The organism is Psychrobacter sp. TPE 89C, assembly GCF_055522395.1.
In genome coordinates, this window is sequence record NZ_JBVFXW010000022.1 from 1 (window position 1) to 14,072 (window position 14,072).

Consider the following 14,072-nt stretch of genomic DNA (forward strand, 5'->3'; position numbering starts at 1 on the left):
TTTAATCAAACTATATTTGCTGCTGCGGTGAGTCAATGGTTGCATAAATGGCTGTTGAGCCATCTTTGTTAAGCTGCATCACTTTATATGGCATAAATTTATCCTGGTATTCCATACCAGGGCTACCAACTGGCATACCAGGTACGGCAAGACCAATGGCATCACTTGGCGGATTCTTTAGAAACTGCGCCATGTGCTTAGCAGGGACATGGCCTTCAAAGACAAAGCCATCAGTCGTCACGGTAGTATGACAAGAGCGCATTTGCTGTGGTACGCCATAACGATCTTTAAACAAAGACACGTCGGCAACATCATGGGTAGCTGCGCTTAACCCATTGTCTTCTGCGTGGCCGACCCACTCTTTACAGCAACCACAATTGGCATCTTTATAGACAGTGGCTGACACATTTCGCAAAATAGTTGATTGGGTATCTGAATGAGCACTGACAGGTATTATTTCGGCTTGTGGTTGCTCTACTAGAGCGGTTTTTTGCGTAGCGGTAGTTGGCTCAGTCGCTGGTTTTGAGTCAGCAGTAGTCGCGTTAGGTTGACTACAAGCGGCAATCGTTAACGATAATGGCAATACCACAATCGCTGAGAGCACACGGCCAGATATCAGATTATGTGCATTAATAAATCTATTAGTATAGCGTCTCATAAAACCACTCCTGAGCGTCTGTCTGACGAGTAAATTTATAAAAATCAAAGCCGTATTACTGAGCCATGTAATACTGGTATCACTTAAAATGACAATCGCAAAAAGCAGCACTATTAAGCACTGCATCTTTTACGAAAAATCAATGTTGCATTCCGGATCCATCACCTGACATATCCATCTCGCCATCACCTGACATATCCATCTCACCATCACCTGACATATCCATCTCACCATCACCTGACATATCCATCTCACCATCAAATGACATGCCTAACATATCATCGTCTATCCTAGTCGTTAGCATGGTGTACTGGTTCTCATTTAATTCAGGTAACGATCTGATAAAAGCGACCATTGCCCACATTCTATCATCATCGTGCGAAGCGCCCCATGCTGGCATACCTGATGCCATAATGCCGTGTTTGATGGCCCAAAAGGCTTGCTGAGCACCGGCATCTGTTTTATAGCGTTCAACCAATTCAGTATTGGTAAAATTGGGCGGCTTTGGATATAAACTTGCACTAAAATCAGTACTTTCTACCTCAGGAGATAAGTGACAGCCTGCACACATATCTTTATAGTCTGCCCCGCCCGAGCTGATCATTTCTGTTTTTTCTAGGTTTGGAACCGCAATGTCCTGACTAGCATTTGCTATTGAACGAGTACGTGCCGTTTCTAAAAAATTGTAAACCAGCGGACTATGGGCTTGATCAGCACCGATATTTATCACGCCACTAGTCACCACAATAAAAATGCCCACAATAGCGACAAAGACAGTAAGCAGTATTCCTAGTAAAAACTTCATAGGTTTGTCCTAAAAATCCATTTTTGTTAATACCCAATTACTGCTCGACAAAACCATCTAACAATAATATTGATTTTCTACGATCAATGTCTAAGAATCACTTTTACTAGTAACACAGTGCTTTTGGTACATCGCTTTCATTTTTCCCATATTGGTCATCATAGCTTTCATAGCAGGATCCTTCATATCCATTTTACTATGATCCATTTTGCCCATCATTTGCATGTGCTTTTCCATTTTTTCACAATTCATCTGATCTTTTTCAGCATGCATTTTTGGGTCATGTGCCAAAGCAGAGGTTGAAACAACTAAGGCTATAGCAGTTGCTACGATTGATTTAGACAGTGGTATTGATTTGAATAGTGACATGGTAAATCCTTATTTTATTTGGTATGAAGTCGAAAAACTTTAAAATATTAAGTTACTTTAAAGCATACTTTATTGATTCTGACAGAGAGATGACAGCAAGATTACAATTCTGTCATCTTGCTATTTATGGTTTTTAATATTGTCATCAATCCTTTAGTATGACATCAGAGCTGATATTACTTATCGCTACCATATTTGTTAATGAAGTATTTTTCAGACTGTAGATGTTGATCTTTGTGTTCAATCTCACAAGCCACTCTAGCATCGATATAGCTTTTCATTTGGGCGCTAGAAAGCTGAGCATCGTTATGATCCAAGTTTTTTGCAAAGTCAGTAACAGCGTCGCAGTTATTGATGATTGAAGTACTTAGATCAGTAGTATGCGCATTAGCAGTAGTAATACCTATAAGTACAGATACCGACAGCAGTACTACTTTTTTGAATGAGCCGTGAATTTTCATATAAAGCCTCTTTTGCAAGTTGTTAAGTATTTAAGTTATTAGGTCATTGAATTAATGACCTGTAAAGATAATTCATAGCTGCTAGATATTAGGAACAAGCAACTATGTCTCATTCATATAGATTAGCAAAAGAAGACTGACAATCTGATTACGAGCACATGACATTTTTGTCAGTTACAAAACGTTTTTGTCATCTATATTGATTAGGATGTCAAATAATCATAATAACTATAATCGTATTGAGGGGTTACTATGAAAATACTTCTGGTAGAAGATGAGTTGAAGCTTGGCGAGTATATAAAAAAAGGCTTAACTGAAGCTGGGTTTATTGTGGATCATCACCTAACAGGCCTAGATGGCTATCATGCATTGATGACTGAAGAATTTAGCGTGATCCTAATGGATGTGATGCTGCCTGATGTTAGTGGATTTGAGCTGGTGCGCAATTACCGAGCAGCGGGTAAGCATACGCCTGTGCTATTTTTGACAGCAAAAGATGACTTAAGCGATAAGATAAAAGGGATTGAGATTGGAGGCGATGATTATTTGACTAAGCCTTTTGCGTTTGCAGAATTGATCGTCAGAATAAAGAGTCTGTTACGACGCGCCAATCAAGCCGATTATCAAAGTACGATCCTGCAAATAGCAGATCTCAAGATGGATATTGCCAAGCGCACGGTACATAGAGGCGGCAAGCCTATTAAGCTCACGGCAAAAGAGTTTTCCTTACTACAGTTTTTATTAGAGCGCCGAGGTGAAGTGCTACCACGTACCGTGATCGCCTCCCAAGTATGGGATGTGAATTTTGATAACGATACCAATGTGATTGATGTGGCGATCAGGCGTCTTCGTATAAAAATAGACGATGATCATGAAGCAAAGCTTATTCATACTGTGCGTGGAATGGGCTATCGATTAGAGGCGCTGGCTACTGAGGTCCAAAGTGATGCGGACGGAGACGATTCTAAATAGCATGAACCATACACTCAGAAATCGGCGCTGGTCACTGCTATGGCGAACGATTTCCTTATTGACAGTCTTCGTTATTATCTCTCAGGTCATCATCTATGCGTGGGTGCAGCGCTCTGTGAGTGGACACTTTGAGCAAATGGACTCAGAGATTATTACCCATGCGGCTTTTAATCTGCGTAAACGCATGGTTAGTGTTAACGAGCCTATAGAACCATTCACAGTATCAAAGTCTACTGTGTCAAAGTCCCAATCACTCATTGATGACAATCACTTGCATTCCTCTTGGCTGGATTATGATTTAAAAACCTTAGTAGCAGATAAAAAAGGCAAGTTATTATCCAGTGACCCCAGTAACTTCATTCATAATTTGCCAGCCGATTTTAGCTTGTTATCATTATGGCAGGAACATCACGATCAGCAGTTTATGATCAAGATAAACAATAGGCATTACCGAGCCATTATTATTCCAAATCAAGAGATTTTGGCGTTTATTGCCCTACCTACCGATGTGCATCATCAATATCTTCTCCAGTTTAATCGCCAGCTGAGCTTGATACTCACAGCCATCACCTTGTTGTTGGTTTCAGTAGCGGCATTAAGTGTGTATTGGGGGTTTGCGCCTCTGGCCACTATCGTACAAAAAATGAAAGGCATAAACCTGCAAAGGTTAGATGAGAGAGTGTCGGTTGGCGATATGCCGTTAGAGCTGCGGCCACTAGCAGAGTCTTACAATTCGATGATGGTCAAGCTTGAAAGTAACTTTGAATCATTATCACGGTTTTCAGACAATATCGCTCATGAGCTACGTACGCCAATAGCGACGCTGAGTACACAAACGCAGGTCATGTTAACTAAGCCAAGAGAAGGCGACGAATATATCGAGCAGCTACATCATCAGCATGATACGTTAGAGCAGTTATCCGCCATGATTAACAATATGCTGCTACTGGCAAAAACCCAGAAAGGGTTAAGTCACTCGCAAATCAGTCACGTGGATACGGATGGTTTAATCACCAAGCTTGTTGATTACTATGAAATGATTGCAGAAGATCGAGGGATAACTTTTGAGAAATCGGGTGATTTTGAAATGGTGTTGGGTGATGAAGGATTATTGCAACGGCTGTTTGCCAACCTGATATCAAATGCCATTTATTATGCAGCTAGTGATAGTACTATCATGATATCCGCTACCGCCCTCACCTCAACCACCTCACTTAATGTGACTAAAGACGAGGTTCGACCCTCAAAGCAGCAATGGTTAAGGATAACGATGACCAATCGTTTAGACAAACCATTAGAGCAGATTCAAGCCAATAAATTATTCGAGCGATTCTATCGTCATGATAAGACTAGTCATAAGTATGCAGGTACAGGATTGGGATTGTCTATCGTGCAGGCCATCGCTAATGCCCACAAAGGTAGAGTGAGTATTACTATCAAAGAGGAGTATTATTTTGAGGTTAAGGTGGAGTTGTTGATGGCTAGGTATTAACCCTCTTTGTACTATAAAGCTTGGGATTTAGAAACGATAAGTATTGATGGATCAACAAAATATTGAGATAGGTTTGCTTATATTGTGAGAACAATAGCGGTACCCTAGTGAGGGCTTGAAACTTAGGCTGTAGGCTAATGGCATCAACGTTTTAACTCGCTGAAATAGCCATGGTGTACTTCATGGTGTACTTACCATACATATTCTATTGATGATCGGTACGCTATACAGGAGCCGAACTAGCAGCTATTTCTCAGATTATTGGGTCTTCGATAATACCAGGGCGATTTAATTAAAAGTTTGGGTGGTGTGTCAAAAAGTATGCTGATTAAAATTTGAACAATTTTTGAAGCCTTGAAACCCCTATAGAATCAGAGAACTTAGCATAGATTTCTGATTGACTTTTATCGCCAGCATACTTTTTAGAACACCACCAAAGTTTGATTGAATAATAGCTTCAGCCTTTGAGACCAAATATCTTTCGATATTTACTGATAAATAAATCCTTACCTTTTATCATACTCGTTATCCAATCTCCAAACGTACCAATAACTAAAAATGAATTGCCTTTTTTAGGACCTAGCGGTAGAAATAACGGAGATTTTCCGTCTTTCCATGGTTCATAAGGTTTAATTTCTGCTAGTTGCTGTCCTGCTGCTAGTGCTTTGAACGTTTTGCTTAGCCAAGGCACCTGTCGGCCAACAGCTACAATCGTCATTGCATCACCCCCACTCGCCACATCACCTGCTGCAAATACATTAGCAAAAGAAGAAGGGCGTAAATAGTTATCGACTTTCACTCTTCCAGATTTCTCTATATTAATGTTAGGTAGTCTGGCTAATATGTCAGATACAGCATGTGAACCAACGGCTGGAATGATCAAATCTGCAATGACAGTCGTCCCATCTGACAATTCAAGAGTGCCTGAATAGGGATCTGTTAAACTCTCAAGGTTATTCACTCGCACACCAAATTTTACATCAACACCAGCGTCATTAAGTTTTGATGTAAGTTCAGCACCAAACTTCGGTGGCATTTGTAGAAACAGGCTCGCCTCGCTAGAGATTAACGTGACGTGTTTGTCAGGCATGCCATAGCTGATTTCACCCGCCATTTCCGAGCCAACCGTACCAGCGCCGACAATAGCAACAGACGATGCTGCTTTTAACTTGGCATGTAAACCTGTAATGACAGCACGGAAGTCATCGATACTATCGCCCGCAGGTTTGAATGCAGCGCCATTAGTGGAGCCCGTCGAGATCACGATATAGTCAGCATCGACCCGTATGCCATCCATTAATGTGACACCGCTTTCATCGACGCTAGTTACCTTGCCGTGCAACACCTTCCCTACTGAAAGAAGATTATCGTAAGGCATTAAAGCTCGATCCAACAGCGTTGGGTTAACTATGGCACGTATCATCGCGGGTGCATGAACGAAGGCTTTTCGTTGCTCTATGAGCGTAACATCTAGATGATTTTCTAATGATTTGGCCAGTTCAGCGCCTAAATATCCGCCACCGACTATTATAATTTTCTTTGTCATTCTTGATATCTCTTATTTTTTTGGGTAAACAATTTCATGCAAACCTTCTGACAGATAGGTCTGGGTGACACCATCACGAGTAACGATGAGCTCTTCCTTGGCTATGTAACGATAAGCATCTTCTCCGGGCATAAACTGTCCTGGCTCAACCATTACTAATTCTTTAAGGTCGATATTGACGATATAGCTTAAATCGCCTTTTGAGCCTGTCAGCGTCAAGCTTTTTGAGAAAGTGTAACCCATCGTTTGTTCGCTCATGGTGTCATTAATGACTGCCGTGGCTTTAACGTTCTCTGGGTCTGTTATCGATTCAGAAGGAGATATGATGAGATTTTCACGGTCAGTGACCAATGCACCAGTCTGCAATATAGTGTCATCAAAATTCATAATGACTGAATAATCAACGGAGATATCAGGTGAATGCACTTTTCCCCAGTACCAGTTTTTTACCATGCCTGCTAGGCTTTTTTCACCCCAGTTATGATCGTGATAGCCAGTGCCTTTTACTTGGATGGTTTCGCCATCCTTATAAAGCTCACCTTCTATATCACCAGAAGGAACTGCAACCGTCCAAGGCATAGGCGTGTCGGTACCTTCAGAGGTATACGGGTGATTACCTTTGTTGAGCGTTAACTTAGCTCCATAACCATCAATCATGGTATAGAACTCCAAATAGTCGCCACAGTCTTTGCAGTACTCTTCTTCACCAAAGGTCACATCGCATTTTTCATAACTCGTTGTGACATCTGCTTCTGTGTATTTTCTTATTCTAGCGATTTCAGATTGCCCCTTAGGGTAGATGTTTAATCTAATAGAAGGCTGCCTTGGTTTTAACCGAGTGTCATTTAGCGAGTACATAACGACAAGGTAGTCGCCATTATCAAAATGGGCGTCGAAGTACCACCACTCCATGTGTTCTTCTCGATTGGTTACTGGGAAATCGATATGTGTTGCGTCTGCTTTAATATAATCCGTCATTTACGAACCTCTTTTAAGTAGGAATTTTACCTAGAAATATCTTTTGGTTAATGAGTGTGGTTCATCGCTTTTAACTAAGGCTGTTTTTGTCACTAAAGAGCATTAAAACATAGTCAACATGTCGCTCTATAACCTCATCAGAAAAAGCATCTTCGCCTGATAATCGTTCGAACTCAGGTGCAAAAGTGAAGATAGAGGTCGCAGCACCAATAAATAAATACCGTATGTGCAGACCATTACCTTGCGGAATTAATCCCAACTCTTGAGCTTGACGCAAAATACTTAATTCAGCTTCAGAACCTGACGTCAGGAATCGATCGGCCAGCCAGTTCAATCGCTCAGAACCATTTTGATTTGCCTGCACCATGAACCGATTAAAATCTGGAACGATGGCGCAAAACTCTATGAAGTTTCTGAGGAGTACACGAATCATGGCATGAGGTTCTATTCCTTTCAGTGCCATAATTCGTTCTTTAGATAGCCTATCGTATCTTTCAAAAACCCATTCCGCTGTGGCCTTCCAAAGTGCTTCCTTACTTCCAAAATGATGAGAAATAAGGGTGTGATTCACGCCTGCTCGGCTAGCAATCACTCGGACAGAGACGCCCTCAAAACCTGAAGAGGCGAACTCAGATAATGCCGCCTCAAGAATTTTTAACTTAGTCTCTTGGGATCGCTCTTGTTCGGAGCGTTTTTTTATTTGCTTCTCATTTTTAGTGTTCATAGTTACCTCAAGATGACCAACTCACTAAACTAAACGATTGGTTAATATATATTACTTCGAAAAATAAAATTTTAGAATCAACGGTCTATAACATCTAGTTCTAGCCTCATCCAGAAAACTGCCTGTTCTTGGTGATCGGTTAATGCACTCCAAAGAGCGTCTTCACTGATGATGGAACACCTATTATCTGCGCAATCAACCATCAGGTTGCCTTCATGACCGTCTCTCCACTGCTCACTTTGGTAGTAAGTTTGTAGCTCAGACAATAATGTACAGGCTGCCACCCATTTTTTCTGCGCACCTTTTATCTATTCATGTAGCTCATGCTAACGCTCATATTTTTTTGTAGCGTTTGGGCATCAAAAACATTCATTACATTACTCCAGCTTATAATTATAAAAAAACCAATGAAACCGCTCAGATATATTCATAGCAGCGTCATTGGTTGTATTTTATTAAAAGTTAATATGTTAGCCAAATACTTTCATACGATCTTCAACGGGCTGGAACTCTTTGTTGCCTGCTGGCTGCTCAATAGCACCGAACACCATTTGCGCATTCAACTCCCAATCATCAGCAATATTCCATGCCTCAGTAACTTTCTGATCGATGACAGGATTATAATGCTGTAAGTTGGCACCGATATTAATACTTGCCAATGCCGTCCAAATCACGTATTGATGCATAGCACTGGTTTGATGTGCCCAGATTGGGAATTTATCCGCATACAAAGGTGCTGCTTCTTGCATGTTTCTCACAACGCCTTTGTCCTCGAAGAACAATACTGTACCCGCACCCGCTCTAAAGCCTGCGATTTTATCTTTAGTACCTTGGAACTTCTCGTCATCACCGACGATAGCCTTAAGTGTCTCTTCAGTGATGTCCCATAATTTTTTATGATCCTCACCGAATAACACCACGATACGTGCCGACTGTGAGTTAAAAGCGGATGGCGTATGCAAGACTGCATGCTCAACCAGTTTAACCACTTCATCGTTAGAAACAGGCAGCTGATCGCTTAGTGCATAGATAGAACGGCGCTTTTCGGCTAGTTGTTGTAAGTCTTTTAAATTTGACATAATTTTCTCCAGTGATTATTTATGAGTCTAAGAACTAAGTTATACAGCTAAATGGTAATCAACCTTTAAAGCTTTGATGTGATTCAGGCGCTGGCAGACGTTGCATATCAGAGTCGACATTACCAAAACGCTTATGACCGTTATTCCAATCGACAATTGATCTCTTGCTTATTATCCGCGACGAAGTTCCACCAGAGCTATACCATACTGATAGCACGCGCCGCACCACCAGTGTCTGGAAAGATGCTTTGTTCCGTGCTCAGACCCATACCTACGGTCATGACACTGACTTGGTTATTAGTAGTGACTTACTTGTTACTTGAGCTATTTTTATGCAAAATATTACCTTGTGGATTAATCTCAACTCACTAAACTAAACGATTGGTTGATATAAATCAAGTAAATTAAACTAATGTACAATTTAAAAAAAGTTATACAAATTGTATAGATGTACACGGTATACCCCAGAGGAACCAGTTATTTCACCCTTCAAACCTATTAACAGACCACTTAAAACAGACTGCTATAATGGAACCCCTTATAACAGACTATTTTAGGTGTTTATGTTTATCAGAGCGTATCTACGAGCGTCTACCAAAGAACAAGACGCTAAGCGTGCCAAAAGCGAACTCATAGCATTTGCCAACGATCATGACCACAAGATTGCCGCCTTCTATGTCGAAAACAAATTAGGAGCCATCTTGGTGCGACCCAAGCTTATGCAACTGATTGAAGATGCTCATATCATAAGGGCGATGTGATCTTAGTTGAGCAAATTGGCCGATTGGCGCGTTTGAACCAAGCTGATTGGGATACTCTCAAAAGAATGTTATTAGCAAAAAAGCTATCTATCTTAAATAACTTTGATATTGAATGTTCAGTGAGCATCGTAAACGTCAGTCATCCGATGACAGTATGAAATAATAATGACTGGCAGTTCTGATGTAATTCGTTGGCAAAACGAATGTAATTATCCATAAGCTGCTGATTCGCTTGCCTATCAAGTATTCATTGTCGAAAATTCAGATTAAGTAGAACATTTCATTACATTATTCACGCTAGTATTTAACTAAGTTACAACCAATACAATTAGCTTGAGATGCGTTAAGCGACGTTTAATACACGTAAAATAATGGATTAGATATGACCGAAAGAGTAACCAACAAAGCAATTTTCAGTAGTAGAATTTTTTCAATTAATTATGTCACCTACCCTACTAACCACAGCGTTATGAAGCACTGTGATCCCGTGCAAAAAGGCCGTTATTACAAATTAAACTTTGTCTTAATTCAGCCTAAAGTTGGTGGTGTGTTCGAGTGTTCAAACTGCATTATAAACCTGTTTGACAGAGTTTATTTTTTTCGTCCCGATAAGTATGAGCACAGTGTTTCACGAATTCAGTCTGGTAAACGCGTGTTATTGAGTTTTGCTTTGAATATTTAGCCAAAGCTTATTAAAGCTGGGCGAACTGTCAAATTATTTTCCTTAAGATTTTTATTGGTAAAACCTGTTATGTTATACAGTGTTTGATCTGGCAATGTTATATCTGCTTTACTAAGCGCATAGGTCGCCGTCAAAGTGGCAAAATGGTTGTCATACTTAAAGCTACACTCAGGCGACAAGTGCCCCATAACTACCTCTATAGTCATCAATAAACTGAACCATTATCTGGGTGGGCGGCCCGTCTCCGCCTGGACGAAAAAAGCAGCAGCCTTACCTATAATCTTGTTGGCTTGCTTGAGTTCTCTATTCTCGCGTTCAAGCTCTTTGATGCGCTCTTTTTCACTTTGAGCTTGCACTGAGGCAGGAATGGTTTGATCGATGTGCTTTTTATGCCACGATCGTAAGGTTTCAGGTGTGCAGCCAATCTTAGGAGCTATGGTTTGAATAGCTGACCATGTGGAGGGGTAATCGCCAGACGCTTCAATCAGCATGCGAACGGCGCGTTCTTTCATCTCGGGGGTGTAGGTTTGTCTTTTCATTGTCGTATTCTCTCAGAATGTTAAGTCTCCGACAATCCCGGGGCGGTTCACATGACTGGTATCGTCGCATCAACAAGTAGTTTTAGGTACTAGCTAATTATCAGCACTTTTTTTATCCATGTAGACTTAATTTCATTTAAGTCTACTTTTTGAGCAAGCAGTTTATACGGCGTTTTGGAAATAATTATGAAAAGCATGAAGCATTTAGCTAATAAAGAATTAAGGTTGCCGTGGTCAAATAAATCTGCTCATGGTTCCGTAGTCTACCCAATATAACGCTTAAGCATTTTTTCTATTTGACCACTTGCGCCTATAATTAGTGTTTATTTATTTAAAATATTTTTATACCAATCGACAATACCTTCACCAATTTCGTGTGGATGTGACTCTTGTAGAAAATGCTTCCCTTCACCTAAATCTACTGCAGTAATATTTTTCCACGTTTCAGCGATATGCTCACCTAATTCTCGATTAATGATTAGTCCTGGCTCTGCATAAAATAACAACTTAGGCACATCTGAATTTTTGTGGTACTCATTATATGAATTAACAATGTCAGTGGTAAATTTTGGGACGCCATCAAACGAAATTTGACCAGGCCACATAAGCAGTGGTTTACGGCTCTTTTCTTCCAAATAAGGCGCTCGGTAATGGTCCATTTCTTCTTGAGTTAATTCTCTGCCCGCCATCATGGGTAGCATAGCCTCAATAAAGAAGTTGTTTTTAACAATCATTTCATGCCCTTCTGCAGGGTCACGAAATTTTTTAAATAATGTTTCTGTCTCTTTAGTCGTATTTTTCCAATAAGAAACTTGAGACATAGCTTCAAAAAAAACAATCCCTTTTATATTTTCTCTATGCTGATTGGCATAGTTAAAACCTAAAGCAGAGCCCCAATCTTGAATGACTAGAATGATGTTTTTCAGCCCTAAGTTTTCAATAAACGCATCCAAATAGGTAATATGGTCTTCAAATGTATAATCTATATCGGGCTTGTCAGACTTACCCATTCCAATAAGATCAGGAACAACCACACGACCTAAGGCACTTACATGCGGAATAATGTTCCGCCATAAATAACTTGAGGTAGGGTTTCCGTGTATGAGTAAAAAAGTATCTTTAGAATTTTTGTCTCCTTCATCTACATAATGCATTTTAGAATCTAATACTTCTTGAAATTTAGATTCAAAAGGAAACGCTGCTGATATTTGTTTGTTGTTTGACATATTTATTCCTTTTTAAATGTTTTTTTTGCGGTTTAAAACTCTTGCTGCTTTTCTAACTTGCTTCAGTTTTTCTCGTTTTGCTTTATCCCACTTTTCTGTACCTGCACTATATCCGTAAGCACAAATTTTAGTTGCGTTCTTAAATAGAAATTCTTCCTGCTCTTTAGGGTATATATTTCCTATTTCTCTAATAGTCCAACCCACGCCTTTCTCCACATAATAAGCGTTGTCAGAAATTAAAGGTGCTACCAAATCTATAAGTACCTGAAAAGGTAAATAGTGTTTTCTATAAGCGCTATAATAAAGTAAACCCACTATGCTTTGTCTTCTATGCCATGGGTTTTTAGACGTATTCCATTTTTTATATGTTGGCAAAATTAGTGCTGCATCATATTCTACTAATTGAGCATATATTTTTGAAATGCCATCGCTTGTTTCCCATCGATTAATTTTGTCTTGCCATAATTTAATCGTTGGCCAAGCGGCCAGCATTTCATCTTTGTTTTTAATATGCTCCTCCAAGAAATACAAACAAAACATTTCTGCTCTATACACTTTGGTGTTCGTCCAGATATAACTCCATATCGCTAGTTGTTCATAAAAAGACATGTGCTTAAAAGAAAAACCTCTTTCAAAAGCTTTTCTTTGTAAAGGAACGGTTTCACCTGCTTTAGAGGTGATTGTTTCTATTTCTTGAAGGTAGTTTTGCATATTATTTAAAACTCTAATGCAGATTTAAAGAAATTACCAACCGTTTGTGATTTTATATTTTAAATTCACCAACAGCTTTTTCACACCCATTCCAATTGATAGCGACATTAGATTCGTCAAAAAGTAGCTCTTCTGGCTCTAGCAAATTTGGAAAACCACTTATCCCTTCAGTTGGTCCATAAAAATCACCAGATTTCGCCTCTTTATCCATAGCAGCTCTAATAATTCCAGCGGCGCCATCTTCAGCAGACTGTGCTTGGCTCATAACGCCTCCGTTAACATCCATTCCACCTGTTTCAGCTGAAGTTGCTTGAAGGTTGGTTATGGCTACGCCAGGATGCACCAATAATGAAATAATATTTTTAACGTTAGCCTCTAAAAGTTTCTTTTTTAAACCATAGGTAAAAGTGGCATTTGCCAATTTAGTTTGGTGATAACGTTCCCATCTAGCGCCTTGAAAATTTGCGGTTTCTTCAGGTGTGCCATTACCTCCTAAATTACCTCCATTTTTCTCAAAATAGGCAGGTTCTAAAGGTCCACCTAATCTAGCTAACGACGTTTGGTTTATGACTCTAGCTTCACTACTGTTTTTAAGCAAAGGGTATAATTCTTTGGTTAAAAGAAAGTGTGATATGGCATTTGTTTGCATTTGAACATCATAGCCATCTTTAGTCGCTTCATCTTTTACGGCCATAATTCCAGCATTATTGACTAAAACATCGAGAACACTATATTCCGATTTAATTTGTTCAGCTGCTTTTTTTACACTTTCAAAATCTTGCAAATCGCACGCTATTGCTTCAAATTTTCCGCTTGGAACTGCTTCGGTTAACTGCTTATAGGCATTTTCTGATCTTGCACTTGTACGATTAAGCAGTAGGACTGTAGCCCCTTTTTTAGCAACTTCTCTTGCGAATACAAATCCCGTACCACTTGTAGTACCGGTAATGGCAACCACTTTACTTGTCATATCTTGAGAATGTTCTTCAAGTACTTTATTAAGATAGATTGTTTTATTTTGAGTCATGATTATCCCTTAGTTTGTTACATAATACTTCTGAGTGAAAAA

At 39.7% G+C, this 14,072-nt stretch carries 16 protein-coding genes and 1 pseudogene; 4 read left to right on the forward strand and 13 right to left on the reverse strand.

Features of this window, described 5'->3' with window-relative positions:
- Positions 1 to 10: 10 nt before the first annotated feature.
- From ACZW67_RS08085 to ACZW67_RS08100, 4 genes are all read right to left on the reverse strand, one after another.
- Positions 11 to 658: a DUF411 domain-containing protein gene (locus ACZW67_RS08085; protein WP_465182846.1), complete on the reverse strand. Its 648-nt coding sequence runs from the start codon at positions 656 to 658 to the stop codon at positions 11 to 13.
- Between the two features lie 139 nt (positions 659 to 797).
- Positions 798 to 1,463: a c-type cytochrome gene (locus ACZW67_RS08090; protein WP_465182847.1), complete on the reverse strand. Its 666-nt coding sequence runs from the start codon at positions 1,461 to 1,463 to the stop codon at positions 798 to 800.
- A gap of 90 nt (positions 1,464 to 1,553) precedes the next feature.
- Positions 1,554 to 1,832 (reverse strand): hypothetical protein, encoded by a 279-nt coding sequence (locus ACZW67_RS08095; RefSeq protein WP_197102714.1) that lies wholly within the window; start codon positions 1,830 to 1,832, stop codon positions 1,554 to 1,556.
- Between the two features lie 176 nt (positions 1,833 to 2,008).
- Positions 2,009 to 2,293, reverse strand: a complete 285-nt coding sequence (locus ACZW67_RS08100; protein WP_102093213.1) for a hypothetical protein — start codon at positions 2,291 to 2,293, stop codon at positions 2,009 to 2,011.
- Positions 2,294 to 2,545: 252 nt separating this feature from the next.
- Here ACZW67_RS08100 and ACZW67_RS08105 point away from each other — a divergent pair, with 252 nt between their 5' ends.
- Together ACZW67_RS08105 and ACZW67_RS08110 are read left to right on the forward strand one after the other, a co-directional pair.
- Positions 2,546 to 3,265: a heavy metal response regulator transcription factor gene (locus ACZW67_RS08105; protein ID WP_465182848.1), complete on the forward strand. Its 720-nt coding sequence runs from the start codon at positions 2,546 to 2,548 to the stop codon at positions 3,263 to 3,265.
- Position 3,266: 1 nt separating this feature from the next.
- Positions 3,267 to 4,757, forward strand: coding sequence for an ATP-binding protein (locus tag ACZW67_RS08110; RefSeq protein WP_465182883.1), 1,491 nt, complete (start codon positions 3,267 to 3,269; stop codon positions 4,755 to 4,757).
- 457 nt (positions 4,758 to 5,214) lie between these two features.
- On the opposite strand, the gene ACZW67_RS08115 is transcribed toward ACZW67_RS08110, so the two are convergent.
- From ACZW67_RS08115 to ACZW67_RS08135, 5 genes are all read right to left on the reverse strand, one after another.
- Positions 5,215 to 6,303: an NAD(P)/FAD-dependent oxidoreductase gene (locus tag ACZW67_RS08115; protein WP_465182849.1), complete on the reverse strand. Its 1,089-nt coding sequence runs from the start codon at positions 6,301 to 6,303 to the stop codon at positions 5,215 to 5,217.
- Between the two features lie 12 nt (positions 6,304 to 6,315).
- Positions 6,316 to 7,281 (reverse strand): hypothetical protein, encoded by a 966-nt coding sequence (locus ACZW67_RS08120; protein ID WP_465182850.1) that lies wholly within the window; start codon positions 7,279 to 7,281, stop codon positions 6,316 to 6,318.
- A 70-nt stretch (positions 7,282 to 7,351) separates the two neighbouring features.
- The gene (locus ACZW67_RS08125; RefSeq protein ID WP_465182851.1) at positions 7,352 to 8,005 is read right to left on the reverse strand and encodes a TetR/AcrR family transcriptional regulator; all 654 of its coding nucleotides are present in this window, start codon (positions 8,003 to 8,005) and stop codon (positions 7,352 to 7,354) included.
- Positions 8,006 to 8,082: 77 nt separating this feature from the next.
- On the reverse strand, positions 8,083 to 8,289 hold the full coding sequence (locus ACZW67_RS08130) for a DUF4298 domain-containing protein (RefSeq protein WP_197217081.1): 207 nt from the start codon (positions 8,287 to 8,289) through the stop codon (positions 8,083 to 8,085).
- A gap of 186 nt (positions 8,290 to 8,475) precedes the next feature.
- A complete protein-coding gene (locus ACZW67_RS08135) occupies positions 8,476 to 9,084 on the reverse strand; it encodes a nitroreductase family protein (RefSeq protein ID WP_110923015.1) in 609 nt (202 codons plus the stop codon).
- A 164-nt stretch (positions 9,085 to 9,248) separates the two neighbouring features.
- Here ACZW67_RS08135 and ACZW67_RS08140 point away from each other — a divergent pair, with 164 nt between their 5' ends.
- On the forward strand, positions 9,249 to 9,407 hold the full coding sequence (locus ACZW67_RS08140) for a hypothetical protein (RefSeq protein WP_181416263.1): 159 nt from the start codon (positions 9,249 to 9,251) through the stop codon (positions 9,405 to 9,407).
- 240 nt (positions 9,408 to 9,647) lie between these two features.
- Positions 9,648 to 9,845 (forward strand): recombinase family protein, encoded by a 198-nt coding sequence (locus ACZW67_RS08145; protein ID WP_465182852.1) that lies wholly within the window; start codon positions 9,648 to 9,650, stop codon positions 9,843 to 9,845.
- An 865-nt stretch (positions 9,846 to 10,710) separates the two neighbouring features.
- Here ACZW67_RS08145 and ACZW67_RS08150 read toward each other — a convergent pair.
- The 4 genes and pseudogenes from ACZW67_RS08150 to ACZW67_RS08165 form a co-directional block, all read right to left on the reverse strand.
- Positions 10,711 to 11,066: pseudogene (locus tag ACZW67_RS08150) on the reverse strand (transposase); the annotation flags it as partial.
- A 323-nt stretch (positions 11,067 to 11,389) separates the two neighbouring features.
- Complete coding sequence (locus ACZW67_RS08155; RefSeq protein ID WP_110924237.1) at positions 11,390 to 12,292, reverse strand: haloalkane dehalogenase; 903 nt, start codon at positions 12,290 to 12,292, stop codon at positions 11,390 to 11,392.
- A 12-nt stretch (positions 12,293 to 12,304) separates the two neighbouring features.
- Positions 12,305 to 13,003 carry a DNA alkylation repair protein gene (locus tag ACZW67_RS08160; RefSeq protein ID WP_465182853.1) on the reverse strand — a complete coding sequence of 233 codons (699 nt, stop codon included), beginning with the start codon at positions 13,001 to 13,003 and terminating at the stop codon, positions 12,305 to 12,307.
- Positions 13,004 to 13,055: 52 nt separating this feature from the next.
- Positions 13,056 to 14,030 (reverse strand): SDR family NAD(P)-dependent oxidoreductase, encoded by a 975-nt coding sequence (locus ACZW67_RS08165; protein WP_465182854.1) that lies wholly within the window; start codon positions 14,028 to 14,030, stop codon positions 13,056 to 13,058.
- Positions 14,031 to 14,072 lie beyond the last annotated feature (42 nt).